Annotated in this window: 20 protein-coding genes; 10 read left to right on the top strand and 10 right to left on the bottom strand. The window is 63.2% G+C overall.

The features are described 5' to 3' along the window. Nucleotides 1-7: 7 nt before the first annotated feature. Nucleotides 8-1606: an ABC transporter substrate-binding protein gene (locus BLS48_RS26760; RefSeq protein WP_091584447.1), complete on the bottom strand. Its 1599-nt coding sequence runs from the start codon at nucleotides 1604-1606 to the stop codon at nucleotides 8-10. Between the two features lie 453 nt (nucleotides 1607-2059). Here BLS48_RS26760 and BLS48_RS26755 point away from each other — a divergent pair, with 453 nt between their 5' ends. Both BLS48_RS26755 and BLS48_RS26750 read left to right on the top strand, forming a co-directional pair. Beyond that, nucleotides 2060-4033: a long-chain fatty acid--CoA ligase gene (locus BLS48_RS26755; protein ID WP_091584444.1), complete on the top strand. Its 1974-nt coding sequence runs from the start codon at nucleotides 2060-2062 to the stop codon at nucleotides 4031-4033. An 8-nt stretch (nucleotides 4034-4041) separates the two neighbouring features. Beyond that, nucleotides 4042-4791: a class I SAM-dependent methyltransferase gene (locus tag BLS48_RS26750; RefSeq protein WP_091584442.1), complete on the top strand. Its 750-nt coding sequence runs from the start codon at nucleotides 4042-4044 to the stop codon at nucleotides 4789-4791. Here the strand turns inward: BLS48_RS26750 and BLS48_RS26745 are convergent. Together BLS48_RS26745 and pgi are read right to left on the bottom strand one after the other, a co-directional pair. Continuing rightward, the gene (locus tag BLS48_RS26745) at nucleotides 4775-5497 is read right to left on the bottom strand and encodes an HAD family hydrolase (protein ID WP_091584593.1); all 723 of its coding nucleotides are present in this window, start codon (nucleotides 5495-5497) and stop codon (nucleotides 4775-4777) included. The genes BLS48_RS26750 and BLS48_RS26745 overlap by 17 nt on opposite strands. A 5-nt stretch (nucleotides 5498-5502) precedes the next feature. Next, nucleotides 5503-7146 carry a glucose-6-phosphate isomerase gene (pgi, locus tag BLS48_RS26740; protein ID WP_091584439.1) on the bottom strand — a complete coding sequence of 548 codons (1644 nt, stop codon included), beginning with the start codon at nucleotides 7144-7146 and terminating at the stop codon, nucleotides 5503-5505. A gap of 315 nt (nucleotides 7147-7461) precedes the next feature. On the opposite strand from pgi, the gene pdxR reads away from it, so the two are divergent. Beyond that, a complete protein-coding gene (gene pdxR / locus BLS48_RS26735; RefSeq protein ID WP_091584436.1) occupies nucleotides 7462-8955 on the top strand; it encodes a MocR-like pyridoxine biosynthesis transcription factor PdxR in 1494 nt (497 codons plus the stop codon). A 188-nt stretch (nucleotides 8956-9143) separates the two neighbouring features. Next, a complete protein-coding gene (locus BLS48_RS26730) occupies nucleotides 9144-10733 on the top strand; it encodes a trimethylamine methyltransferase family protein (protein WP_091584433.1) in 1590 nt (529 codons plus the stop codon). A gap of 20 nt (nucleotides 10734-10753) precedes the next feature. Here the strand turns inward: BLS48_RS26730 and BLS48_RS26725 are convergent, their stop codons facing one another. The 4 genes from BLS48_RS26725 to BLS48_RS26710 form a co-directional block, all read right to left on the bottom strand. Continuing rightward, nucleotides 10754-11152, bottom strand: a complete 399-nt coding sequence (locus tag BLS48_RS26725) for a hypothetical protein (protein WP_091584591.1) — start codon at nucleotides 11150-11152, stop codon at nucleotides 10754-10756. Nucleotides 11153-11317: 165 nt separating this feature from the next. After that, nucleotides 11318-12709 (bottom strand): chromate efflux transporter, encoded by a 1392-nt coding sequence (gene chrA, locus BLS48_RS26720; protein ID WP_091584430.1) that lies wholly within the window; start codon nucleotides 12707-12709, stop codon nucleotides 11318-11320. Further along, nucleotides 12709-13530, bottom strand: coding sequence for a chromate resistance protein ChrB domain-containing protein (locus tag BLS48_RS26715; RefSeq protein WP_091584427.1), 822 nt, complete (start codon nucleotides 13528-13530; stop codon nucleotides 12709-12711). Before BLS48_RS26715 ends, chrA begins: the two co-directional genes overlap by 1 nt. A gap of 209 nt (nucleotides 13531-13739) precedes the next feature. After that, nucleotides 13740-15545 (bottom strand): IlvD/Edd family dehydratase, encoded by a 1806-nt coding sequence (locus tag BLS48_RS26710; RefSeq protein WP_091584424.1) that lies wholly within the window; start codon nucleotides 15543-15545, stop codon nucleotides 13740-13742. Nucleotides 15546-15692: 147 nt separating this feature from the next. Here BLS48_RS26710 and BLS48_RS26705 point away from each other — a divergent pair, with 147 nt between their 5' ends. Next, on the top strand, nucleotides 15693-16145 hold the full coding sequence (locus BLS48_RS26705) for an SRPBCC family protein (RefSeq protein ID WP_091584422.1): 453 nt from the start codon (nucleotides 15693-15695) through the stop codon (nucleotides 16143-16145). A gap of 105 nt (nucleotides 16146-16250) precedes the next feature. On the opposite strand, the gene BLS48_RS26700 is transcribed toward BLS48_RS26705, so the two are convergent. Further along, nucleotides 16251-17426 carry an Mrp/NBP35 family ATP-binding protein gene (locus BLS48_RS26700; protein WP_091584419.1) on the bottom strand — a complete coding sequence of 392 codons (1176 nt, stop codon included), beginning with the start codon at nucleotides 17424-17426 and terminating at the stop codon, nucleotides 16251-16253. 179 nt (nucleotides 17427-17605) lie between these two features. On the opposite strand from BLS48_RS26700, the gene BLS48_RS26695 reads away from it, so the two are divergent. After that, nucleotides 17606-17983 carry a VOC family protein gene (locus BLS48_RS26695; protein WP_091584417.1) on the top strand — a complete coding sequence of 126 codons (378 nt, stop codon included), beginning with the start codon at nucleotides 17606-17608 and terminating at the stop codon, nucleotides 17981-17983. A gap of 47 nt (nucleotides 17984-18030) precedes the next feature. Here BLS48_RS26695 and BLS48_RS26690 read toward each other — a convergent pair whose 3' ends face one another. Next, nucleotides 18031-19035 (bottom strand): inorganic phosphate transporter, encoded by a 1005-nt coding sequence (locus tag BLS48_RS26690; RefSeq protein ID WP_091584415.1) that lies wholly within the window; start codon nucleotides 19033-19035, stop codon nucleotides 18031-18033. Nucleotides 19036-19038: 3 nt separating this feature from the next. Next, on the bottom strand, nucleotides 19039-19680 hold the full coding sequence (locus BLS48_RS26685; protein ID WP_091584412.1) for a DUF47 domain-containing protein: 642 nt from the start codon (nucleotides 19678-19680) through the stop codon (nucleotides 19039-19041). 158 nt (nucleotides 19681-19838) lie between these two features. On the opposite strand from BLS48_RS26685, the gene BLS48_RS26680 reads away from it, so the two are divergent. From BLS48_RS26680 to fdhF, 4 genes are all read left to right on the top strand, one after another. Continuing rightward, nucleotides 19839-20738 (top strand): LysR family transcriptional regulator, encoded by a 900-nt coding sequence (locus BLS48_RS26680; protein ID WP_091584589.1) that lies wholly within the window; start codon nucleotides 19839-19841, stop codon nucleotides 20736-20738. Between the two features lie 134 nt (nucleotides 20739-20872). Then, on the top strand, nucleotides 20873-21352 hold the full coding sequence (locus BLS48_RS26675; RefSeq protein WP_091584410.1) for a formate dehydrogenase subunit gamma: 480 nt from the start codon (nucleotides 20873-20875) through the stop codon (nucleotides 21350-21352). After that, entirely contained in the window at nucleotides 21349-22905 is a 1557-nt protein-coding gene (locus BLS48_RS26670; protein ID WP_091584407.1) for a formate dehydrogenase beta subunit, read from the top strand. Before BLS48_RS26675 ends, BLS48_RS26670 begins: the two co-directional genes overlap by 4 nt. 10 nt (nucleotides 22906-22915) lie before the next feature. Next, on the top strand, nucleotides 22916-25828 hold the full coding sequence (gene fdhF, locus BLS48_RS26665; RefSeq protein WP_091584404.1) for a formate dehydrogenase subunit alpha: 2913 nt from the start codon (nucleotides 22916-22918) through the stop codon (nucleotides 25826-25828).

Raw genomic sequence — 25828 nt, 5'->3', positions numbered from 1 at the left:
CAATGTCTTATTCGGCTTTGTCGACGCCGTCGAAGCGGTGAATGCCGAGCGGGTCCATCATGAAACCGCTGACATTCTTGCGCACGACCGCGTAGACTTGGCTATGCGCCAGCAGGAAGGCCGGAGCCTGCTTCTGGAAGACCACCTGCGCCTGTTCGTAGAGCTTGGTGCGCTCGGCCTGGTCGCTGGTCTTCTTGGCCTTCTGGATCAGGTCCTCGAAGTCCTTGTCGCACCAGCTCGAGTAGTTCGAGACGCCGATAGCCGAGCAGGCGAACAGCGTGGCGAAGAAGTTGTCCGGATCGCCATTGTCGCCGGTCCAGCCGATCTGGAAGGCGCCTGGACGATCCTTCTTCTTGCCCTCCGAGCGATACTTGGTCCACTCGTAGTTGACGATCTCGGCCTTGACGCCGACCTTGGCCCAGTCGGCCTGGATCAGTTCGGCGGCACGCTGGAAGTTCGGGTTGTAAGGACGAACGCGATCGGAAGCCCAAAGCTGGATCTCCGTGAGCCCGGCAGCGGCCAGCACCTTCTTGGCGGCTTCCGGATCATAGGCGTCGGACTTCACATCCTTGTTCCACGACCACATGGTCGGCGGGATCAGGTTTTCGGCCGGCGTGGCGCCGGCATCCTGGAACAGCGACTTGATCAGCGATTCCCGATCGATCGCCTGGTTGAGCGCATGGCGCACCTCAGGCTTGTCGAGCGGCGGGATGGTGGTGTTGTAGCTCATGTAGCCGATGTTCAGGCCGGCCTGATCCATCAGGGTCACGTCCTGGTTGGCCTTGATCGTGCCGATGTCGGCAGGATTCGGATAGGGCGCGATGTCGCATTCGCCGGCCAGCACCTTCTGGATGCGTGCGGTTGCGTCAGGGGTGATGGCGAAGACGAGATCGTCGATCTTCTCCTTGCCCTTGAAATAGTCTGGGTTGGCCGCATAGCGGATGACCGAATCCAGCTGGTAGTCGACGAACTGGAACGGACCGGTGCCGATCGGCTTGGTGGAGAAATCGGCCATCTTGCCGGACTTCTCCAGCTGGTCGGCATATTCCTTCGACACGATCGAGGCGAAGTCCATGCCGAGATTGGCCAGCATCGGTGCATTCGGCTCGGTCAGCGTCAGCTTGACGGTCAGGTCGTCGACCTTTTCCCACTTGGCGACGTATTTCGGCATGTCCATGCCGGTATAGTAGTCCCAGGTCAGGTTGGGCAGATACTTGTCACCGTTCCAGGGATTCGCCTTGTTGAACTGACGATCGAAAGAGAAGACGACGTCATCCGCATTGAGGTCGCGGGTCGGCTTGAAAAAATCGGTGGTCTGGAACTTCACGCCCGGATGCAGGTGGAAGGTATAGACCAGGCCGTCGTCGGAGATTTCCCACTTGTCGGCGAGGCCGGGCTCGACCTCGGTACCGCCATGCTTGAATTCGACCAGGCGCGAATAGACGGTACGCGACGAGGCATCGAAGTCGTTGCCGCCGGTCGTCGTACCTGGATCAAAATTGGCCGGCGACGCTTCCGAGCAATAGACAAGCGTCTTTGCATTGGCCATGCCGCCGAGGACGCTTGCGGCCAGCAACGCGGCCGCAAAAGCGAGTTTCTTTTTCATTGAGCACTCCCTGATGTTCTTCCAAGCCCCTCTATCAGGCTCGCGAAGCGCGCATATAAGCACCGTTTTTCCGGCTTTGGAACACCCCGTTTGCTTACCCCGCGGGAAGCAGGAAAAAAATCCGCGATTTTGGCAAATGTCAGAAAAAATTAGCAGTTTTTTCCTTTCACGTTATTATTAACGACCGCATTTTTTTATTGATCGCCAATCCGGCGATATTGATGGCACGCGCGCCTTCGCTCGGCCGCGAATACGGGAAGAGACCGGTTCGAAGTGTCGGCGGCGGGAAAGATTCTCGGAGCCAAATCTTTCCCGTCCTGCCGCAAGGGCAAGACTTGCACGGCCGCCAATAGAGGCAATACATAGAAGATATCTAGGCAGCAGCGGAGGATGTCCCTGTCAATTCAGGAACGAGCGCGGCGCGGACGAACAGAACGATCCAGGGAGGAATGGGTGGCAAAAACAGGAAAGAAGGCAGCGCCGGCAAAGGCACCGGCCAAGGCGGCCTCGGAACAGGCCGCCGGCCCTGACGGACAGGCGGCGCCCGCCACCAAGGCAGCGACCGCGAAGGCAGAAGCGAAGCCCGCAACGAAATCGTCCCCGGTAAAGACCGCAGGCAAGAGCACCCCGACAAAGACCGCGTCGCCAAAGGCGGCTCCGGCGAAGGCTGCAGTTTCGAAAGCCGCGCCGGCCGCGAAGCCCGTCGCAACTGCCGCCAAGCGACTGCCGAAAGCGCTGACCGCGCTCGCCGCCGGGCTGCCGAAAAAGCCGTGGCTCAAGAGTTATCCGAAGAACATGCCGGCCGAAATCGGCGTCCTGCCCTACAGTTCCATCGGCGACTTCCTGGTTGCCACCTGCAAGCAGTTTTCCGCCCAGCCCGCGTTCACCTGCATGGGCAAGTCCATCAGCTATGCCGATATCGAGCGGCTGTCGGCGGCCTTCGGCGCTTATCTGCAGTCGAAAGGGCTGCAGAAAGGCGCTCGCGTCGCCTTGATGATGCCGAACGTGCTGCAATATCCGGTGGCGATGATGGCCATCCTGCGCGCGGGATACACCGTGGTGAACGTCAACCCGCTCTACACGCCGCGCGAACTCGAACACCAGCTCAAGGATTCCGGCGCGCAGGCCATCGTCATCCTGGAGAACTTCGCCAGCACCTTGCAGGCCGTGATCGCCCGGACGGCGGTCAAGCATGTTGTCGTCGCGGCGATGGGTGACATGCTTGGCGGCCTGAAGGGGACCATCGTCAATCTCGTCGTGCGCCGCGTGAAGAAGATGGTGCCGGCATGGTCGCTGCCCGGCCATGTCAAGTTCAACGCGGCCGTGAAGGCCGGTGCCAGCCTGCGCTTCACGCCAGCCATTGTGACGGCCGACGATGTCGCCTTCCTGCAATATACCGGCGGCACCACGGGGATTTCGAAGGGCGCGGTGCTGCTGCACAGCAATGTGCTGGCCAATGTCGTGCAGAACGCGCTGTGGCTGGAAGACGCCTACACCATCAAGCCGAAGCCGGCGCATCCGAACTTCATCTGCGCGCTGCCGCTCTATCATATCTTCGCGCTGACGGTGAACGCGCTGATGGGCATGCAGCAAGGCGCCCGCAACGTGCTCATTCCCAATCCGCGCGACATCCCGGGTTTCGTCAAGGAACTGGCAAAATATCCGGTCCACATCTTTCCGGGTCTCAACACGCTGTTCAACGCGCTGCTCAACAACGAGGATTTCCGCAAGCTCGACTTCAAGCCGCTGATCCTGACGCTGGGCGGCGGCATGGCGGTGCAGAAGGGCGTCGCCGAACGGTGGAAGGCGCTGACCGGCTGCCCGGTCACCGAAGGCTATGGCCTCTCGGAAACTTCACCCGTGGCCACCGCCAACAAGTTCAGCGCCAGCGATTTCACCGGCACGATCGGCCTGCCGCTGCCGTCGACGGAGATCGCCATTCGCGACGACGACGGCAACAACCTGCCGCTCGGCGAGGTCGGAGAGATCTGCATCAGGGGGCCGCAAGTGATGGCGGGCTACTGGAACCGGCCGGACGAGACCGCCAAGGTGATGACCAAGGACGGCTACTTCAAATCCGGCGATATGGGCTTCATGGACGAGCGCGGCTACACCAAGATCGTCGACCGCAAGAAGGACATGATCCTCGTCTCGGGCTTCAACGTGTATCCGAACGAACTCGAGGAGGTCGTCGCCCAACATCCGGGCGTGCTCGAAGTCGCGGCGATCGGCGTGCCGGACGAGCATTCGGGCGAAGTGCCGAAGCTGTTCGTCGTCAGGAAGGATCCGGCACTGACCGCCGAGGCGCTGACCGCCTATTGCCGCGAGAACCTGACCGGCTACAAGCGGCCCAAATATATCGAATTCAGGACCGAGCTGCCGAAGACGCCGGTCGGCAAGATCCTGCGGCGGGCGCTGCGGGAATAGGCAGGATCTTGGGTGACAAGCTCGCCACCGACGATGCGCCGGATCGGCGCTCGCGCCTCGACCCGGCGACGTTCATCAAGGCGAACATGCGCCTTGTTCCTGTCCCCGCGCTTCCCGAGATCCAGTTCTACACGGCTCATCCCGGCAGCGGACTGAGGCGGCTAGTCGAGCCCGATGACGAGAACGACGAGGACGATTCGCCGGAGCCGCAACCGCCCTACTGGGCCTATGCGTGGGCCGGTGGCACCGTGCTTGCGCGCTATGTCCTCGACCGTCCGACGACCGTCGCCGGGCGCCGCGTGCTCGACCTCGGCGCCGGCTCCGGCATTGTCGGCATTGCCGCCGCGAAGGCCGGGGCGCGCGAAGTGATCGCCGCCGAGATCGACCGCCACGGCGTCGCCGCGCTCGACCTCAATGCAGCAGCCAACGGCGTCGCCATAACGGTGATCGGCAGGGATATCACCATGGGTTCGCCACCCGCGATCGACCTGGTGCTCGCCGGCGATGTGTTCTACAGGCAGGACGTCGCCTGGCGGATCATTCCCTTCCTCGACCGCTGCCTCGCCGCCGGCATCGAAGTCCTGGTCGGCGATCCGGGCCGGGCCTACCTGCCACGATCGCGGCTGCTTCTGCTTGCCGAATACGAGGTACCGGATTTCGGCCAGACGAAAGGCACAGCACTGGAGCCGAGCGGCGTCTTTCGTTTCGAGGCGGATATGGCACCCGCCAGTGCTGCCGATATCAGATCGTCTCCTTGACCCGCGCCGAAAGGAAATCCGGCAGATCGGCAACGGAATCGAGGACGGCGTCGGCAATGCCGGCCAGCGATTCGCGGGTGCCGGTGCCCGAGAGCACGCCGATCGCCAGGCCGCAGCCACCGGCCCGCGCCATTTCGAGATCGTGGCGGTTGTCGCCGACCATGGCGATCGCCGACGGCTGCAGGCCGGTGAGATCGCAAAAAGCCAGGATCGTATCGGGCGCCGGTTTGGGATTGGCGACCGCGTCGTAGCCATAAGCCGCGTCGAACAGTTGGGCGACGCCGAGCGTGACCAGCGTCCTTTCCGCGCCGCTGGTCGAATCGTTGGTGGCGACACCAAGCCGGTAGGATTTCCTGTGCAAGGTGTTGAGCGTCTCGACGATGCCCGGCAGTGCCACTGCCATCGCCGAGCCCTGCGCCGAGGTGATCTCGTTGAAGCGGGCGACGGCCAGCATCTGGTCCTCGTCGGACAGGCGCGGGAACCACAGCTCGACGACGTCCATGTTGGTGCCCGAGGCAAAGATCGAATCGGGCTTGAAACGTCGGTTGGCGAAATCGAATCCGGCCGCTGCAAGCAGTCTGTCGGCTTTCCAGCGATCGCCCTCGGACGCATCCATGGCCATGAAGTCGGCAACGCCAAGCCAGGTCGCGTTGAAGTCGACAAGCGTCCCGTCCTTGTCGAACAATATTCCCTTGATGTCTGCCAAGCGCTTCACTCCGACCCACGCAGATGGTGGATGTAATCTACCAGACCAGCGGTCGAGGCATCCCGCTTTGCGGCACTTTCCTTGCCCTCCACGACAGGCAAAAGGCCGGTGGCCAGTTCCTTGCCGAGTTCGACGCCCCACTGGTCGAAGGAGTTGATGTTGAAGAGCGTTCCCTCGACGAAGACGCGGTGCTCATAGAGCGCGATCAGCCGGCCGAAGGTGCGCGGGTCGAGTTTCCGGTAGAGGATGGTCATCGAGGGCCGGTTGCCGGAGAAGACGCGGTGCGGGGCGATCTTGTCGACCTCGGCAGGCTTCATGCCCTTGGCCAGCATCTGGGCGCGCGCCTCCTCCAGCGTGCGGCCCTTCATCAACGCTTCCGACTGCGCCAGGCAGTTGGCGAGCAGCAGATCGTGCTGATGCCTGAGCTTCGGCTCGTGGCCGACGGCCGCGGCAAGGAACTCGACCGGGATGAAATCGGTGCCCTGGTGCAGCAGCTGGAAGAAGGCATGCTGGCCGTTGGTGCCGGGCTCGCCCCAGACCAGCGGCCCGGTCGGCGTCGTCACCGCCACGCCTTCGAGGGTGACGCTCTTGCCGTTCGATTCCATGTCGAGCTGCTGCAGATAGGCCGGCAGCCTGGACAGGCGCTGGTCGTAGGGGATGACGGCGCGAGCCGGATATCCGCAGATCACGCGATGCCACCAGCCGACCAGCCCCAGAAGCGCCGGCAGGTTCTCTTGGATGGGGGCGGTGCGGAAATGCTCGTCCATCTCGTGCGCGCCATCCAGGAAGGCGCGAAAATTTCTCGGGCCGACAGCGATCATCACCGGCAGGCCGATCGCGCCCCAGACCGAATAGCGGCCGCCGACCCAGTCCCAGAAGCCGAAGACGCGGTCGGCCGCGATGCCGAACTTCGCCACAAGGTCGAGCGCGGTCGAGACGGCGGCAAAATGCTTGCCCACCGCATCCTTGCCGAGGGCTTCCTGCACCCATTTGCGCGCCGTCTCGGCATTGGTCATCGTCTCGACGGTGGTAAAGGTCTTGGATGCGATGATGAAAAGCGTGGTTTCGGCGGAGAGGCCCTTCAGCGTGTCGTGGATATGGGCGCCATCGATGTTGGAGACGTAATGGGCGCGCGGCCCGTCATGATAGGGCGCCAGCGCCAGCGTCGCCATGGCCGGACCGAGATCGGAACCGCCGATACCGATGTTGACGATGTCGGTGATCTTCTTGCCGGTGGCGCCGGCCGCCTTGCCGGAACGCACGGCATCGGCAAAAGCCCCCATCGCGTCGAGTACGGCGATGACGTCCGCCTTGACGTCCTGGCCATCGACCGTGACGCCCTTGCCGGTCAGGTTGCGCAGCGCCGTGTGCAGCACGGCACGATCTTCAGTCAGGTTGATCTTCTTGCCGGCGAACATCGCGGCGCGACGGCTTTCGAGATCGGCGGCCTTGGCGAGCTTTTCCAGCAAGTCCATGGTGACCGCGTCGACAGCGCATTTCGACCAGTCGAGCAAAAGGTCGCCGTCGGTGGCGGAGAATTTCTCGAACCGCTGCGGATCGGCGGCGAAGGCCTGGCGCATGCTGGCAGGTGCGGCGGCGCGATGGTCGCGCAAGGCGGCAAGCTGTTTTTGAAAGGCTGATTGATCCACTGGCGGGGGGACTCCTGACGTTTTCGACGCACCATATCAGACCGGATGTTTCCGGCGCGTGTCGTCGCGCCAAAACTATTGAGCCGAATTCCATCCGGTTCAATACGCAGCGATGACGCAGTGCATCATCGCCGCGTGATGCACTGCATCATCGCCGTATTATGCAACGCGTCACGCGAGGCAGGATTTCGGCCGAAGGATCACTGGCATAAATCTCAAAGATCAGAAAAATTGATTGGCGCAACACCTTGTGCCACCGCTACATTCGACTGGTCCAGCCAAGCGAAAAAAGCTGGCCATCGAGGAACATCTTCCATGCCACAGCGAAACGACACGGCGATATGGTCCGGCCTGTTCCGGATTTCGGCCGAATCCGGCCAGACCCTGCAGGCGCAGATCCGCCAAGCCATCGTTGCAGCCATTCTCGATCGCCAGATCGCCGCTTCGATGCCGCTTCCCTCGTGCCGGATCCTCGCCGAGAAACTCGGCGTGGCGCGCGGCACCGTGGTGCTGGCGTTCCAGCAACTCGTCGACCAGGGATTCCTGGTGGCGCGCGAGCGGCGTGGTCATTTCGTCAATCCCGACGTGCTGGCGACACCGGCCAAGCCGCACCAGAAGGCGCCCGACCAGGCCAATGAGATCGACTGGAAGGCACGCCGGCAGATCGCCGCCAGCGACATGCCGCCGCCGGCCAAGCACGAGAACTGGATCAAGTCGTCCTACCCCTTCGTCTACGGTCAGTTCGACCCGGCGCTGTTCCCGACCGCCGAGTGGCGCGAGTGCAACCGCATGGCGCTCGCGGTGCTCGAAATCCGCAACTGGGCGTCCGACATGGTCGACCGCGACGATCCGCTGCTGATCGAGCAGATCCAGGCGCGGCTCTTGCCCCGGCGCGGCATTTTCGCCAATCCCGATGAGATCATCGTCACGCTGGGCGCTCAGAATGCGCTCTACATGCTGGCGACGCTGCTGATGACCAAGGGCTCCAAGGTGGCGATGGAGGACCCGGGTTACCCCGACGCGCGCTCGATCTTCCGGCTTGCGGGCGCCGACATCCAGCCGGTGCCGGTCGACCAGTCCGGCATCGTAACCGCTTCTATTCCCAATGATTCCGGCTTCGTGTTCGTCACGCCCAGCCATCATTGCCCGACCATGGTGCCCCTGTCGGCCGAGAGGCGGCAGGATCTCCTGGCACGAGCCAACCGCCACAACCAGATCATCATCGAGGACGGCTATGACAGCCAGTTGCTCGACGAGGCGCCGCAGCAGGCGCTGAAGAGCCTCGACCGCTCCGGCCGCGTCGTCTATGTCGGCTCGATGTCGAAGACGCTGGCCCCGGGGCTGCGGCTTGGCTATATCGTCGCTTCCGCTGGACTAATCTCCGAGCTGCGGGCCCTGCGCCGCTTCATGCTGCGCCATCCGCCAGCCAACAACCAGCGCGCCGTCGCGCTGTTCCTGTCGCTCGGCCACCACGAGGCGCTGGTGCGGCGTTTGTCGAGCGCCTTCGACGAGCGGCGCAAGCGCCTGGTCCATGCGATTTCCGCCTTCCTGCCGGAATGGCGTTCGACCGATTCGGCCGGCGGCACGTCGCTGTGGCTCGAGGGGCCGCGCGGCACCGATGCGCGCGGGCTAGCCGAGGCGGCGGCCTCGCGCAGCGTCATCATCGAGCCGGGCGACCGCTTCTTCGACCGCACCGAAAAGCCTTCGCGCTTCATGCGCCTGGGCATCTCCTCGATCGCGCTGCAGCACATCGAGCCCGGCATCCGCGAACTGGCCACCGCGGCCGGACGCAGGCCTGCCGCCGCCTGATCCATCGACCGATCCCTTCAGAGCCGCGCGTGCGCGGCTCTGGGTCCTTTAGCCCTGGCATATGCAACCGGACTGGCTGGCTCATAGGCTGTGCCAATGCCGGCGGCATAGTCGGGGCACAAGGGGAAGAAGCAGCCGATGGTGGACCAACCGCCGCGCCCTGCTTCTCTGAAAGGTGGAGTGTCTGCATGTCTGTGGTTCTTGAAAAGCAGGAAGCGGCGGCGGATCAGCGTTCGCGCCGCTCCGGCGGACGCGAAGCGCGCCGTGCCATGCGGGCCGCGCCGCTGGCCGACGACATCAAGCCGGTACGCGCCGGTCTCGAAGGCGGCAGCTACGGACCGCTGACCGGGAATGACCAGGAGCGCATCCACGAGGCGGTGCTGACCCTGCTTGAGACGGTCGGCTTCGCCAACGCCATTCCCTCCTGCATCGAAGCGCTGACCGGGGCCGGCGCCACCTACGCCGACGATGGCCGCATCCGGTTCCCGCGCGCGCTGGTGCTCGATTCCATCAAGAAAGCGGCACGGAATTTCACGCTGCACGGCCAGGACCCCAAGCACGACATGCTGATCAAGGGCAAGCGCGTGCACTACGGCACGGCCGGAGCCGCCGTCCATCTGGTCGATGTCGAGAAGCGCGAATATCGCGAGTCGCTGCTGCAGGACATCTATGACGCCGCCCGCATCGTCGAGGGGCTCGACAACATCCATTTCTTCCAGCGGCCGATGGTGCCGCGCGACATTCCCGATCCGCTCGAAATGGACTTCAACACGCTCTATGCGTGCGTGATGGGCACGTCCAAGCATGTCGGCACCTCGTTCACCGTGCGCGAGAACGTGCAGCCGGCGCTCGAAATGCTCTATGCCATTGCCGGTGGCGAGGAGAACTTCCGCGCACGGCCGTTCGTGTCGAATTCCAACTGCTTCGTCGTGCCGCCGATGAAATTCGCCGAAGACGCCTGCGGCGTGCTCGAAGCCTGCGTCGAGGGCGGCATCCCGATCCTCCTGCTCTCGGCCGGACAGGCAGGCGCCACGGCGCCGGCGGCGATTGCAGGCGCTGTGGTACAGGCAGTGGCCGAAGTGCTGGCCGGCCTCGTCTATGTCAACGCCATCAAGCCGGGGCATCCGGCGATCTTCGGCACATGGCCGTTCGTGTCGGATCTCAGGACCGGTGCCATGTCGGGCGGTTCGGCCGAACAGGCGGTACTGACGGCGGCCTGCGCGCAGATGGCGCAATTCTACGACCTGCCGGGTGGCTCGGCCGCCGGCATGACGGATTCGAAGCTGCCCGACATCCAGTCCGGCTATGAAAAGGGCATCACCGACGTGATGGCCGGCCTTGCAGGGCTCAACCTGGTCTATGAATCGGCCGGCATGCACGCTTCGCTGCTCGGCTTCTGCCTGGAAAGCCTGATCATCGACAACGACATGCTCGGCCACTGCCTGCGCTGCGTGCGCGGCATCGAAGTGTCCGATGAATCGCTGTCGATCGACACCATCGCCGATGTCTGCCTGAAGGGACCGGGACATTATCTCGGCAACGAGCAGACGCTGCGGCTGATGCAGACCGAATATTTCTATCCGGCCGTCGGCGACCGGTTTTCACCGAAGGAATGGAACGAGAAGGGCCGGCCCGACATCCTGCAGCGGGCGATCATCGAGAAGAAGCGTGTCCTTGCCGAGCGCTTCCCGCGCCATGTCCCCAAGCTGCTCGACGACAAACTGCGCGCCCGCTTTGGCGAGATGATCAAGCTTCCGCGCGGCAGCATGGGCGGATAAGCCCACTTCCCTCGAAGCCGTCAGTCGGCGCTCAGCGCGTAGCGCTCGACAACCTCGGCACTGATCAGCTTGGCGTGCAACGTCATCAGCACGATTTGCGCATCGAAGCTGTCGCCGGTCTCAAGGGCTGTTTCGATCCGGCGCTCCGCGTCGAGCGTGCCCTGAAGGCCATTGGATCGTTCGAAGGCTTCCGGCCCGGCAATGCAATAGCTGAACAGCCGGGCCACCTCTGGATAGGCTTGACTGGGCGGCTCGTCGGGCCAGCGATCCTTCATCAGATTGACGATGGTGAGTTTCACCCCGTCCGGCACGAGGGCCGGATGAAGGTCGGCGCCACGCAACGCCGCATCGAGCTGCCTGAGGTCGCCCGAGCGGCCGAACATTCCGAGGAAGCCGAGGGAAGAGCGTCGTCCCGCCATGATGGTCCAATCCGTTTCCAACCACTTAGGTGTTCGCAAGCGGAATACAAAGGCAGCGGCATCTAGAGCGGTTCGTCGTTTCACGGAAACGCCGAACCGCTCTTATCTCTTTGTTTTGACGCAATTCCGGACGGAAAACCGTTTCACACTTTTCCTGGAATTGCTCTAGCCACTCGCCGCCAGCAGCAAGACACCGGCAAGGGCGGATCCGGCAAGCGTCGGCAGCATGCCGACTTTCAGCTTCAGGATGGCGATCATGGCGGCGCCGGAAAGCAGTGCCGCGCGCCAGTCGATCGACGAAAACACCGGCACATTCATGCCGAGGCCCATGTTGCGAACCTCCCGGAAGATGACGTGCAGGGCAAACCACAGAGCGAGGTTCATGATGACGCCGACAACAGCGGCGGTGATCGCGCCCAGCGCGGCGGACAATGCCTTGTTGCCACGCAGGGCCTCGATATAGGGCCCGCCCAGGAATATCCAGAAGAAGCACGGCGTGAACGTCACCCACAAGGTCAGCAGCGCTCCAAGCGATCCGGCAAGCAACGGGTGCAGCGACCCGGAATGGCGGAACGCAGCGATGAAGCCGACAAACTGCAACACCAGAATGAGCGGACCTGGCGTCGTTTCGGCAAGCCCAAGACCGTCGACCATTTCACCGGGCGCGAGCCAGCCGAAGGACTGGACGGCCGCCTGCGCGACATAGGCGAGGACCGCATAGGCGCCACCGAAGGTGACGACCGCCATGAGACTGAAGAACCTGCCTATCTCGGTCCAGACGCTGGCAGAGCCGGTGAACCACCAGACCACGAGAACGGGCCCGAGCCAGATCGGCAGCCAGATCGCGACGGTGCGCGGCGCATGCCATGTCGTCGGTTTGACATGGGTGAGTTCGCCACGCTCGAACATCAGGTCGACCGCACCCTTGATATCGGCAACATCGCCCTTGCCATGCGCGGAGCCGGAAAACAGGCCGGGAGCAATGCGGTCCCCCAGCCATCCCGTCAGGCCCGCGAGCAGGATGATAAGCGGGAACGGCACATTCAACGCATAGATAGCGATGAAGGCCGCGACCGCGATCGACACCATGACTGGGTTTTTCAGGGCACGCCGGCCGATCCGGATCACCGCTTCGATGACAATGGCAAGCACCGCCGCCTTCACCCCGAAAAACAGCGCCTCGACGAGCGGTACGTCGCCATAGAGCATGTAGAGGCTGCTCAAGATCAGCATGACAAGCGCGCCCGGCACGACGAACAGGATGCCGGCGACAAGGCCACCGATCGTCCTGTGCAGCAGCCAGCCAATGTAGATGGCAAGTTGCTGGGCTTCCGGGCCAGGCAGCAGCATGCAGTAGTTCAGCGCATGCAGGAAACGCTGTTCACCGATCCAGCGCCGCTCCTCGACCAGTTCCTTGTGCATCAATGCAATCTGCCCGGCCGGTCCGCCGAAGCTGAGCAGTCCGATCTTCGCCCAGACCTTGACGGCTTCGGCGAAGGTCGGTGCAACCGGTGCCTCGACGCTCTCAGCCTCACCTTCCGGGACCAAAACGCTCATCACGGTTTACCGGTGCCGGCAGCGGGCCAGTTGTGAGTTTCTTCGGTGGCGTCGCGACACCAGCGGAAGAACGCATCGTAGAGCAGCATGCCTGCTTCCAGTTGTTCCAGATCGTCGCGAAACATACGCGACAGGCCAAGCGAGGCAGCCAGAAAGCCGGCCGCCTGGGGCGCCAGGTCGAGGCTTGCGGTGTCGGCGGCGCGCACGATCGCCGCAAGGCGGTCCAGCGCCTCGGATTTCAGCTCGAACTCCTCGATCATCGTGTCGAAGGTGCAGCGTTCGCCGCGATGGCTCCAGAACACGTTGTCGATGTCGAAAGGCACGGCCTGAAAGCGGTCGGCCACGGCAGGCACTTCCGCCGCCTCGACAAACAGGAAGATCGCGAGAGGATCGATAAAACGCCGGATCAGCCAGGGGCAAGCGATGCGATCCACCTTCGGGCGGGCTCGCGTTACCCACACCGTGCGTCCCTTTTCGTCGCGCGCAGGCAATTTGTCGGCGCGGACCAGGAGCCCCTTTGCTTCGCGCCAGGCTTCGAACCCACCTTCGAGGGTCTCGGCGGAAATCCCCTCATGCCGCAGCCAGGCGGCCACGCCTTGCGAGAGCTTCTGCCCTTTCTGGCAGACGACGGCCACTGGTTTGCCGGCGAACGCGGCCGCCCAGGTCGAAACGGTTTTGAAATCGCGCCGGGTCGAGGCCGGCAGCAGGCGCGGATCGGCGTCGAAATCGTCATCGATGCGAACATCGACGATTACCGGAGCACCCGGCAGACCGACCAGACGGGATAGTTGCGATACGGTGATAGCGGTTGTTGACGGCATGGCGTCCACCTCCTGGAAGAGAAGCTTGGACGCGAACGTTGGGCTGACGCCTCACGGGGTCGTCGCGATGCACCCCTTGCCATGATGGTGGATTTGTTGGGCGCGCTTGTCAAGGACTGCGGGCGGCGGCTTGATCCATATCCAAGCCGCCGTCTGTCGTTCACGCAAGCACCTGCGAACAGGTAATCACTGACTATTCCCGGGAATAATCAGTGATTGTCCCTGGGGACACCGCTGGTGTGCGCGACATCCTGGTATTTCACCGCCGGCTTCAGCACCATTCCCTCGGAGAACTGGTCGACCATGCCGCGCTGGATCTCCTGCCACGGCGTCTGGTGCTTCGGATAATGATAGCCGCCATTGTTCTGCAGCTCGGCGCGGCGCCGGGTGATCTCGTCGTCGGTGACGAGGATGTCGGCCGTGCCCTTCCTGAGATCGATGCGGACGCGGTCGCCGGTCTTGAGCAGCGCCAATCCACCGCCGATCGCGGCTTCCGGCGAGGCGTTGAGGATCGACGGCGAGCCAGACGTGCCCGACTGGCGACCATCGCCGATGCAGGCGAGCGCATGGATGCCCTTCTTGATCAGATAGGCCGGCGGCTGCATGTTGACGACCTCGGCGCCGCCAGGATAGCCGACCGGGCCGGCGCCGCGCATGAACAGGATGGTGTGTTCGTCGATGCCTTGCGCCGGATCATCGATGCGGGCGTGGTAGTCCTCGGGCCCGTCAAAGACCATGGCGTTGCCCTCGAAAGCCTCGGGATCCTTGGGATTGGAGAGATAACGCTCGCGGAACTCCGGCGAGATGCCGCTGGTCTTCATGATTGCCGAATCGAACAGATTACCCCTGAGGTTGATGAAGCCGGCATTGGCCTTCAGCGGCTCGGCAACGGTGCGGATGACGTCGATGTTCTCGTTGACGACCCCCTTGCAGTTGTCGCCGATCGACTTGCCATTGACGGTCAAGGCATCGGGATGCGGCAACAGCCCGCCCTTCATCAGTTCGGCCACCACGGCCGGCACGCCGCCGGCATGATGGTAGTCCTCGCCGAGATACTCACCTGTCGGCTGCAGATTGACGATGAGCGGCACCTCGAGGCCGATCTTCTGCCAGTCGTCGTTGTCGAGCGGCACACCGAGATGGCGGGCGATGGCGTTGAGATGGATCGGCGCATTGGTGGAGCCGCCAATGGCCGAATTGACGACGATGGCGTTCTCGAAGGCTTCCCGCGTCATGATATCGGACGGCTTCAAGTCCTCATGCACCATCTCGACGATGCGTTTTCCGGTCTCGTAGGAAATCTGGCCGCGCTCGCGATAGGGGGCGGGAATGGCGGCCGAACCCGGCAGTTGCATGCCGAGCGCCTCGGCCAGCGAGTTCATGGTGGTGGCGGTGCCCATGGTGTTGCAGTAGCCGGTGGACGGCGCCGAGGACGCGACGATGTCCATGAACTCGTCATAGTCGATCTCACCAGCCGACAGGCGCTGGCGCGATTCCCAGACGATGGTGCCGGAGCCGGTGCGCTTGCCCTTGTGCCAGCCATTCAGCATGGGGCCAACCGACAGGGCGATGGCCGGAATGTTGACGGTGGCTGCCGCCATGAGCAGAGCTGGGGTCGTCTTGTCGCAGCCGATGGTCAGCACCACGCCATCGAGCGGATAGCCGTAGAGCACCTCTACCAGGCTGAGATAGGCAAGGTTGCGGTCAAGAGCGGCGGTCGGGCGCTTGCCGGTTTCCTGGATCGGATGGCACGGGAACTCGAAGGGAATGCCACCCATCGACACGATGCCTTCGCGCACGCGCTTGGCGAGTTCGATATGGTGACGGTTGCAAGGCGAGAGATCCGAGCCGGTCTGGGCAATGCCGATCAGCGGCTTGCCGGACATCAGTTCGGCCCGCGTCAGGCCGTAATTCAGGTAGCGCTCCAGATAGAGCGCCGTCATCCCGGGATTGTCGGGATTGTCGAACCACTCCTGCGAGCGAAATTTTTTCTTTCTGGTGGGGGCGCCTGCCATCGTGGTCTCCGTATTTGTAAGACAAATCGATATGGCAACGAGCGAGAGCAGGCAAGAGGGGCGTGCGGTCGCAACCGGACTTTGGTGCGATAGACATGCACCCAACCGTACGTTAGGGCTTCGGGCAGTCTTGTCTGGGAGGTTTTCATGGCTTTGGTGATCGAAGGCGAGGAACACATAGCCGCACCCCTGCAAAAAGTGTGGGAAGCGCTGAACGATCCCGAGGTTTTGAAGGCGACCATTCCAGGCTGCCAGAGCCTGGAGATGAAGTCACCGACCGAGATGGCGGCGACGGTGGTGGTGAAGATCGGGCCGATCAAGGCGACGTTCAACGGCGAGGTAACGCTGAAGAACCTCAAGCCGCCGCATTCCTACACCATCCAGGGCGAAGGCAAGGGCGGCATCGCCGGCTTCGCCAAGGGCGGCGCCGACGTGACGCTGACCGCCGATGGGCCGGATGCCACGGTGTTGAAATACGCGGCCAAGGCCGATGTCGGCGGCAAGATCGCCCAGCTCGGCAGCCGGCTGATCGAATCGACCTCGAAAAAACTGGCTGGACAGTTTTTCTCGAAGTTCGGCGAGAAGGTAGGCGCGGCTTAGGCTGCTGCTTGAACAACGCTTGGCTTGTTCAGGGCTGGCGTTGCACCGGCGATCCTCCTCTCCCTGTTCTTCAAGGGTGAGGGGCAGCGCCTGCCGACGGAAAACCTACTCGAACACTATGCTCGGCACCGCGGCTGCCGCAGCACCGCGCTCTTCATTGACCCGATCCCAGACTTTTCCGGCGATGTCGCGATAGATCTTCGCTTCGGCGCCATCGGGCTTCGAGACAACCACCGGCGTGCCGGCATCCGAACTTTCGCGGATACCCATCTCGAGCGGCACTTCGCCGAGGAAGGTGACGCCGAGGCGCTCGGCCTCGCGCCGGGCGCCGCCATGGCCGAAGATGTCGTAGCGCTTGCCGGTATCGGGGGCGATGAAATAGCTCATGTTCTCGACGATGCCGAGCAGCGGCACGTCGACCTTCTTGAACATGTTGAGCCCCTTGCGGGCGTCGATGAGGGCCAGGTCCTGCGGCGTCGAGACGATGACGGCGCCAGCCAGTGGCACCTGCTGGGCCATGGTCAGCTGGGCGTCGCCGGTGCCGGGCGGCATGTCAACGACGAGCACGTCGAGCCGACCCCACTCGACCTCGCGCAGCATCTGCGTCAGCGCCGACATCACCATCGGCCCGCGCCAGATCATCGGCGTTTCCTCATCGACGAGGAAGCCCATCGACATGACCTTGAGGCCGTAATTCTCCATCGGCTTCAGGATCTTGCCGTCGACGGTCTGTGGCCGGCCATGGATGTTGAGCAGCCGCGGCATGGAGGGGCCGTAGATGTCGGCGTCAAGCACGCCGACGCGCAAGCCGTTGGCGGCGAGGCCAAGCGCGATGTTGACGGCTGTGGTCGACTTGCCGACGCCGCCCTTGCCTGAAGCCACCGCGATGATCGCCTCGATGCCGGGCACGCCGCGCTTGCCGTGGCTTTGCGATGCGGGGGCGTGGGGAACTGGCCGCGAAGCAGCTGGAGCGGCCGGCGGTGCCGGCCTGGGAGCAGGACGCGCCGGGACCGGAGCCTCCATGCCGCCGCCCTTCTTCTCGGCAGTCAGCGCGACGACGGCGCCGGCGACGCCGGGGATCGCCTTGACGACGCGTTCCGCGGCGGCGCGCAGCGGCTCCATTTCCTGGGCGCGGGCGGCAGGGACGGTGATCGAGAAGAAGACCTTGCCGTCGGCGATGAAAATCTCGGAAACCATGCCGAGGTCGACAATATTGCTGGTGAAGTCAGGCCCGTTGACCGTTTTCAGGCGTTCGATGACGGTATCTTTGGTGACGGGCATGATCTTTCCTCGGCGTTCGGCACCTCAGATAGTGTAGTTTTCGACCAGAACCAAGCAGCCGCCTCGACGCACCCCGGCTTCTGCGAGCGAGCGTTCCGTGGGACGCCGGTCGCCAAACGGGGCATGCGACCTATTTCAATGAGCAACATGAGGAGCGCCAACCAGGGAAGGAGACGATCATGCTTGCAAACAGCAACGCAACGGCCAATCTCGCGGTGAAGGACCTGGCGAGAGCAAAGGCCTTTTATGAGGGAACGCTGGGCCTCAAGCAGGTCGACGAAATGGGTGGCGAACTGATCGTCTACAAAAGCGGCGATACGGTCATCAATGTCTATCGTTCCCAGTTCGCCGGGACCAACAAGGCGACTGCGGTGACCTGGACGGTCGGCGGTCAGATCGAGACTGTCGTCAAATCGTTGAAATCGAAAGGCGTTGCGTTCGAGCACTACGAAATGCCCGGCCTGACGATCGAGGGCGACATCCATGTCGGCGACGGCATGAAGGTCGCATGGTTCAAGGACCCGGATGGCAACATCCTCAATCTTGTGAACCGATAGATCGTATCGCGTTTGCCGGCGGCACTCCACGCTCCGCAGAGCTCACGTCATCCCGCCAGGCCAACCGCGAGATAGGTGAGCGCCGAAATGGCGGCAGTGGCCGGCAAGGTAACAACCCAGGCAATGACGATGTTGCCGGCAATGCCCCAGCGCACGGCCGAGACACGGCGGGCGGCGCCGACGCCGATGATGGCGCCGGTGATGGTGTGCGTGGTCGACACGGGAACACCGAGCCAGGTGGCGGCGAACAGGGTGATCGCGCCGCCGGTCTCGGCGCAGAAGCCCTGCATCGGATTCAGCCGGGTAATCTTCGAGCCCATCGTGTGGACGATGCGCCAGCCGCCGAGCAACGTGCCCAGCGCCAGCGCCGACTGACAGGTGAGGACGACCCACAGCGGCACGTAGAAATTGGCGCCGAGCATGCCTTGCGAATAGAGCAGCACGGCAATGATGCCCATGGTTTTCTGGGCGTCGTTGCCGCCGTGCCCGAGCGAATAGAGCGAGGCGGAAAAGAACTGCATGACGCGGAAGGTGCTGTCGACGGCGAACGGCGTCTGTCGCACGAACAGCCACGAAACGACAAGGATCAGGACAAGCGCCAGGACAAAACCGGTCGCCGGCGACACGACGATCGCGGCGACCGTCTTGCCAAGCCCCGGCCAGACGATGGCACTCAGTCCAGCCTTTGCAAGGCCGGCGCCGACCAGCCCGCCGATCAGCGCATGCGAGCTGCTCGACGGGATGCCGGCCATCCAGGTGACGATGTTCCAGACGATGGCGCCGACAAGGGCTGCGAAGATCACCGCCGGGGTGACGATGCTGACGTCGACGATGCCCTTTCCCACGGTCTCGGCGACGTGAAGACCGAAGAACATGAAGGCGATGAAATTGAAGAAGGCCGCCCACAGCACCGCATATTGCGGCCTCAACACGCGGGTGGAGACGATGGTGGCGATGGAATTGGCCGCATCGTGCAGGCCGTTGAGAAAGTCGAAGAACAGCGCAACCGCGATGAGACCGGCGAGAACGGGAAAGGCTATGGTAGCTTCCATTACCTAGACATTCTCGATGACGATGCCGCTGATTTCGTTGGCGACGTCCTCGAAGCGATCGACCACCTTTTCCAGTTGGCCATAGATCTCGCTGCCGATCAGGTAGGCCATCGGGTCGCTGCGGCCATGCTTCCTGAACAGGTCCTTCAGCCCCTGCTCGTGCAGGTCGTCGGCCCGGCTTTCGACGCGCATGACCTCTTCGGCAATGGCGGTCAGGCGCGCCGTGTGCGTCCCGACCTTGGCAAGCAGCGGGATCGCCTCGGCCACCAGCTTGGCGGCGGCGACGATGACGCCACCCATTTCCTGCATCAGCGGGTCGAACTCCTTCTTTTCGAACAGCTTCACCGTCTTGACGGTCTTGTGCATCATGTCGATGGCGTCATCCATCGACTGGATCAGGTCCTTGATGTCGCCGCGATCGAAAGGCGTGATGAACGAGCGCCGCACGGCCAGCAGGACTTCGGCGGTGATGTGATCGGCCTCATCCTCGAGATCGATGATCTTCTGACACCAGCGATCGATATCCTTGCCCTGGAGAAGCTGCTGGAGCGCCTCGGCGCCGCCGACCACTGTGCGGGAATGGCGTTCGAACAGGTCGAAGAAACGATCTTCGCGCGGCAGCAGCTTGCGGAACCAGCCCAGCATGTCCGACCTCCCCCGTTTCTGTCCCACCACATAGCGCCACATTCCGCCGGGGGAAAACAGGTAGCCGGCTCAAAGATGTGGATGCAGGCCAATCGCGCATAGCGCTTGCGGCGAAACGCAATTTCCCCGACCTTGCACCCAAGGACCGGACAGGTGGCATGATCGACAAGCTGGAATTCTTCATCGCATTGGCCAGGGAAGAGCATTTCGGCCGCGCGGCGGAGCTGTGCGGTGTCACCCAACCGACACTTTCGGCAGGGATCAAGCAGCTGGAGGGCCAGCTCGGCGTGATGCTGGTTCTGCGCGGGTCGCGCTTCCAGGGGCTTACACCGGAAGGCAAGCAGGTGCTGATATGGGCGCGGCGCATCGTCGGCGACACCCGCGCCATGCGCGAGGAAATGCGGGCGGCGCGCCATGGCCTTTCCGGACGTATCCGCATCGCCGCCATCCCGACGGCCCTGGCCATGGTGGCGCGGCTGACGACACCCTTCCGGGCAAAGCATCCCGGCGTCACCTTTTCGGTGCTGTCGCGGACTTCGATCGAGGTGCTGTCGCTGCTTGGCAATTTCGACATCGATGCCGGCATTACCTATCTCGACAACGAGCCGCTGGGACGGGTAACCAGCGTGCCACTTTATGACGAGCGCTATCAGCTGATCACCGCTGTCGGAAATCCCTATTCCGACCGCGACAAAGTGACGTGGGCCGAGCTCAGCCAGTTGCCGCTCTGCCTGTTGACGCCGGACATGCAGAACCGCCGCATCATCGACCAGCATCTGGCCGAGGCCGGCGTACAGGTGCGGCCGACGCTGGAATCCAACTCGATGATCGTGCTGTTTTCCCACATCCGCACCGGTAAATGGTCGTCGATCATGCCGCTCAACCTTGCGGAAACATTCGGCTTTTCCGAACCGGTCCGGGCCATCCCGATCGTCGAACCGGATGCCAGCCACACCGTCGGGCTGGTGGCGACCCCGCGCGAGCCGCACACGCCGCTGGTCTCGGCGCTGTTGGACGAGGCGATGGCGCTGGCGGACGATTTCCACGCCCAGCGCTAGGCTAGACAATGCAGGCTGAACACGATCGATAGAAGATCTCTATCGATCGACGGGACAGCTATATTGATTTCGCGGGTTTCCTCTGATTTCGTAAAGACTTAGCGAAAAAAGCTATCGACCAGGGAGGGCGCTGCATGACCGTGCAGCCTGCAAGTACCGAGATCGCATCGCGCACGGCGGCGATCATCCAGGAGATGAGGGGGCTGGAAGGCCCACTGCTGCCGATCCTCCACGGCATCCAGGAAGAGTTCGGCCATGTGCCGCAGGATTCGCTGCCTGTCATCGCCGAGGCGCTGAACATTTCCAGGGCCGAGGTGCACGGCGTCGTCAGCTTCTACCATGATTACCGCCGCCATCCGGCCGGCCGGCATGTGCTGAAGCTCTGCCAGGCAGAATCCTGCCAGTCGATGGGTTCGGACGCCGTCGCCGCCAAGATCAAACAATTGCTAGGCATCGGTTTCCACGAGACCACCCGCGACGGATCGGTTACACTCGAGCCGGTCTATTGCCTCGGGCTTTGCGCCTGTTCGCCGGCGGCAATGCTGGACGGCGAGGTGATCGGGCGGCTCGATGACGAAAAGATCGAAGAGATCGTTACCGAGGTGCGCTCATGATCCCCCGCATCTACATTCCCGGCGATTCCGGCGCTCTGGCGCTGGGTGCCGAAAAAGTCGCCAAGGCAATCGCAAGTGAGCTCGCCGAGCGCGGCATCGAAGCCAAGATCGTGCGCAACGGCTCGCGCGGCGCCTATTTCCTCGAACCGATGGTCGAGGTCGCGACGGCAAATGGCCGCGTCGCCTACGGGCCGGTCAAGCCGTCCGACGTCAAAAGCCTGTTCGACTGCGGCTTCCTTACCGGCGGCCATCACAAACGCTGGCTGGGCGCGCCCGACAAGATTCCGTTCCTGGCCAAACAGACGCGGCTGACTTTCGCCCGCTGCGGCGTCACAGATCCGCTGTCGCTCGAATCCTACAAGAATCATGGCGGGTTGAATGGACTGACGAACGCGTTGAAACTGACGCCCGCCGCCATTGTTGCCCAAGTGACTGAATCCGGGCTGCGCGGGCGCGGTGGTGCGGGCTTCCCAACCGGTATCAAGTGGAAGACGGTGCTCGATACCGTTGGCGACCGCAAATACATCGTCTGCAACGCTGACGAAGGCGACTCGGGCACCTTCGCCGACCGCATGATCATGGAGGGCGATCCCTTCGTGCTGATCGAAGGCATGACGATCGCCGGCATCGCCACGGGTGCGACCAAAGGCTTTGTCTATATCCGCTCGGAATATCCGCATGCGGTGGCGGTGATGAACAAGGCCGTCGAGGTCGCCCGCAAGGCTGGTGTCCTTGGCGCCAGCGTGCTGGGCTCGTCCAACGCTTTCGACATGGAGATCCGCGTCGGCGCAGGCGCTTATGTCTGCGGCGAAGAGACGGCGCTGCTCGACTCACTCGAAGGCAAGCGCGGCATGGTGCGCGCAAAGCCGCCGCTACCGGCTCACAAGGGGCTGTTCGGCAAGCCGACGGTGATCAACAATGTCATCTCTCTGGCTTCCGTGCCTGTCATCATGGACAAGGGTGCTCCCTTCTACAAGGATTTCGGCATGGGCCGCTCGCGCGGCACGATCCCGATCCAGATCGCCGGCAATGTCAAATATGCGGGCCTGTTCGAGGCCGCCTTCGGCATGACGCTGGGCGAGATCGTCGACGATATCGGTGGTGGCACCGCGACTGGCCGGCCGGTGAAGGCGGTGCAGGTCGGCGGGCCGCTCGGCGCTTATTTTCCGCGCGCGCTGTTCGACACGCCATTCGATTATGAGGCCTTCGCGGCCAAGGACGGGCTGATCGGCCATGCCGGCATCGTGGTGTTCGACGACACTGCCGACATGCTGAAACAGGCGCGCTTCGCCATGGAGTTCTGCGCCATCGAAAGTTGCGGCAAGTGTACGCCCTGCCGCATCGGCTCGACGCGCGGCGTCGAGACCATCGACAGGCTCGCTGCCGGCATCGAACCGGAGAAGAACCTGGCTCTGGTCACCGACCTCTGCAACACGATGAAATTCGGCTCGCTCTGCGCGCTGGGCGGCTTCACGCCTTACCCTGTCATGAGCTCGATCACCCATTTCCCCGACGACTTCAAGCCTGCGCCCGTGCGCGTGGCTGCTGAATAGGAGCTGGCAGATGAACATCAAGGCCGACTTCCCATCCCTCGTCGAAGAGATCGACTACGGAACCCCGCAATCGAAGGCCGAGAAGCAGGTCACGCTGACCGTCGACGGCCGCAGCATCACCGTGCCGGAAGGCACGTCGATCATGCGTGCCGCGATGGAAGGCGGCGTCGAGATCCCGAAACTCTGCGCCACCGACATGCTGGACTCGTTCGGTTCGTGCCGCATCTGCCTCGTCGAAATCGAAGGACGCGGCGGTACGCCGGCGTCCTGCACGACACCTGTTGGCGAAGGCATGGTGGTGCGCACGCAGTCCGAGCGGCTCGACGCCATTCGTCGCGGCGTCATGGAACTCTATGTCTCCGACCATCCGACCGGCTGGAACGAGAAGGCCGGAACCGGCGCCAGCGAGTTCGATGCGGTGGCAAAGTCGGTCGGCCTGACCGAGAACCGCTACGGCATCGAGGGCCGCAACCACGTCAAGCAGGAGAACGGCGTGGCGCCCGGCCATGGCTCGCTGGCGGTCGACTACATCGCCCGCGATGAATCCAATCCCTATTTCACCTATGATCCGGCGCAATGCATCGTCTGCTCGCGTTGCGTGCGGGCCTGCGAGGAGGTGCAGGGCACCTTCGCGCTGACTATCGAAGGGCGTGGATTCGAATCCAGAGTTTCGGCGGGAATGCACGAGGCGTTCATCGATTCGGAATGCGTGTCCTGCGGCGCCTGCGTGCAGGCTTGTCCGACCGATGCGCTGCGCGAGAAATCGGTACTTGCCAAGGGCCTGCCGGAGCGTTCGGCCGTCACCACCTGCGCCTATTGCGGCGTCGGCTGCTCGTTCAAGGCCGAAGTGAAGGGTGACGAAGTCATTCGCATGATGCCCTACAAGGAGGGCAAGGCGAACCACGGGCATTCCTGCGTGAAGGGCCGTTTCGCTTATAGCTACGCCACCCACAAGGACCGCATCCTGTCGCCAATGATCCGGGAAAAAGTCACCGATCCCTGGCGCGAGGTGACCTGGGAAGAGGCGATCGCCCATACGGCCAAGGAATTCCGCCGCATCCAGTATCAGTACGGACGCACCGCGATAGGCGGCATTACCTCGTCGCGTTGCACCAACGAAGAAACCTACCTCGTCCAGAAGATGGTGCGGCAGGGCTTCCGCAACAACAATGTCGACACGTGCGCGCGCGTTTGCCACTCGCCGACGGGCTACGGGCTCGGCCAGACCTATGGCACCTCGGCCGGCACGCAGGATTTCGACTCTGTCGACTACACCGATGTCGCCGTCATCATCGGCGCCAACCCCGCTTCCGCCCATCCGGTGTTCGCCTCGCGGCTGAAGAAGCGGCTGCGCCAGGGCGCCAAGCTGATTGTGCTCGATCCGCGTCGCACCGAGATGGTCAAGTCGGCACATATCGAAGCGGACTATCACCTGCCGCTGAAGCCCGGCACCAATGTGGCCGTGCTGACGGCGCTGGCGCATGTCATCGTCACCGAAGGTCTTTTCAACGAAGCCTTTATCCGCGAACGTTGCGACTGGGCGGAGTTCCAGGACTGGGCGTCTTTCGTCGCCTTGCCGGAAAACAGCCCCGAAACCGTCGGCAAGTTGTCCGGCGTCGATCCCGAACTGATCCGCGGCGCCGCGCGTCTCTACGCCACCGGCGGCAACGGCGCGATCTACTATGGCCTCGGGGTGACGGAACACAGCCAGGGTTCAACCACGGTGATGGCGATTGCCAACCTCGCCATGGCCACCGGCAATATCGGCCGGCCGGGCGTCGGCGTGAATCCGTTGCGCGGCCAGAACAACGTGCAGGGCTCGTGCGACATGGGTTCGTTCCCGCATGAGCTTCCCGGTTATCGCCATATCTCAGGCGAAGCCGTGCGCGACATCTATGAGACCCTGTGGGGCGTGAAGCTGGACGACGAACCCGGCCTGCGCATTCCCAACATGCTGGATGCGGCCGTCGACGGCACCTTCAAGGGTATCTACATCCAGGGCGAGGACATTCTGCAGTCCGATCCGGACACCAAGCATGTCGCCGCCGGCCTCGCCGCCATGGAATGCGTCGTCGTGCACGACCTCTTCCTCAACGAGACCGCCAACTACGCGCATGTGTTCCTGCCGGGCTCGACCTTCCTCGAGAAGGACGGCACTTTCACCAATGCCGAGCGCCGCATCAACATGGTGCGCAAGGTTCTGGAGCCGAAGGCGCGCTACGCCGATTGGGAGGCGACGCAGGAGCTTGCCCGCGCGATCGGGCTGGACTGGAACTATCAGCATCCCTCGCAGATCATGGACGAGATCGCCAACACGACGCCGAGCTTCGCCGGTGTCTCCTTCGAGCTGCTCGACCGTGTCGGATCCGTGCAATGGCCCTGCAACGAGAAGGCGCCGCTCGGCACCCCGATCATGCATGTCGATGGTTTCGTGCGCGGCAAGGGCAAGTTCATCCGCACCGAATATGTGGCGACGGACGAGCGGACCGGACCACGCTTCCCGCTGCTGCTCACCACCGGGCGCATCCTGTCGCAGTATAATGTCGGCGCGCAGACCCGGCGCACCGACAACATCGTGTGGCACGCCGAGGACCGGCTGGAGATTCATCCGCACGATGCCGAGAACCGCGGACTGCGTGACGGCGACTGGGTGCGGCTGACCAGCCGCTCGGGCGAAACGACGCTGCGCGCGCTGATCACGGACCGGGTATCGCCGGGCGTCGTCTACACGACATTCCATCATCCCGACACGCAGGCCAACGTCATCACCACCGACTTCTCCGACTGGGCGACCAACTGTCCGGAATACAAGGTGACAGCCGTGCAGGTCGGCGCCTCCAACGGGCCGTCGGAATGGCAGCGCGACTATGACGAGCAAGCGCGCAACAGCCGTCGAATCGCGAAGTTGGAAGCGGCGGAGTAG

The organism is Mesorhizobium qingshengii (genome assembly GCF_900103325.1).
GTDB lineage: Bacteria > Pseudomonadota > Alphaproteobacteria > Rhizobiales > Rhizobiaceae > Mesorhizobium > Mesorhizobium qingshengii.
The sequence above is the reverse complement of the archived record's forward strand: the minus strand, read 5'-3'. Positions and strand labels throughout refer to the sequence as shown.

Bases quoted from the DNA above. Each gene is read 5' to 3' on its own strand.
- BLS48_RS26760 (WP_091584447.1), bottom strand. From the start codon at position 1,606: ATGAAAAAGAAACTCGCTTTTGCGGCCGCGTTGCTGGCCGCAAGCGTC.
- pdxR (WP_091584436.1), top strand. From the start codon at position 7,462: ATGCCACAGCGAAACGACACGGCGATATGGTCCGGCCTGTTCCGGATT.
- BLS48_RS26730 (WP_091584433.1), top strand. From the start codon at position 9,144: ATGTCTGTGGTTCTTGAAAAGCAGGAAGCGGCGGCGGATCAGCGTTCG.
- BLS48_RS26725 (WP_091584591.1), bottom strand. From the start codon at position 11,152: ATGGCGGGACGACGCTCTTCCCTCGGCTTCCTCGGAATGTTCGGCCGC.
- chrA (WP_091584430.1), bottom strand. From the start codon at position 12,709: ATGAGCGTTTTGGTCCCGGAAGGTGAGGCTGAGAGCGTCGAGGCACCG.
- BLS48_RS26715 (WP_091584427.1), bottom strand. From the start codon at position 13,530: ATGCCGTCAACAACCGCTATCACCGTATCGCAACTATCCCGTCTGGTC.
- BLS48_RS26710 (WP_091584424.1), bottom strand. From the start codon at position 15,545: ATGGCAGGCGCCCCCACCAGAAAGAAAAAATTTCGCTCGCAGGAGTGG.
- BLS48_RS26705 (WP_091584422.1), top strand. From the start codon at position 15,693: ATGGCTTTGGTGATCGAAGGCGAGGAACACATAGCCGCACCCCTGCAA.
- BLS48_RS26700 (WP_091584419.1), bottom strand. From the start codon at position 17,426: ATGCCCGTCACCAAAGATACCGTCATCGAACGCCTGAAAACGGTCAAC.
- BLS48_RS26695 (WP_091584417.1), top strand. From the start codon at position 17,606: ATGCTTGCAAACAGCAACGCAACGGCCAATCTCGCGGTGAAGGACCTG.
- BLS48_RS26690 (WP_091584415.1), bottom strand. From the start codon at position 19,035: ATGGAAGCTACCATAGCCTTTCCCGTTCTCGCCGGTCTCATCGCGGTT.
- BLS48_RS26685 (WP_091584412.1), bottom strand. From the start codon at position 19,680: ATGCTGGGCTGGTTCCGCAAGCTGCTGCCGCGCGAAGATCGTTTCTTC.
- BLS48_RS26680 (WP_091584589.1), top strand. From the start codon at position 19,839: ATGATCGACAAGCTGGAATTCTTCATCGCATTGGCCAGGGAAGAGCAT.
- BLS48_RS26675 (WP_091584410.1), top strand. From the start codon at position 20,873: ATGACCGTGCAGCCTGCAAGTACCGAGATCGCATCGCGCACGGCGGCG.
- BLS48_RS26670 (WP_091584407.1), top strand. From the start codon at position 21,349: ATGATCCCCCGCATCTACATTCCCGGCGATTCCGGCGCTCTGGCGCTG.
- fdhF (WP_091584404.1), top strand. From the start codon at position 22,916: ATGAACATCAAGGCCGACTTCCCATCCCTCGTCGAAGAGATCGACTAC.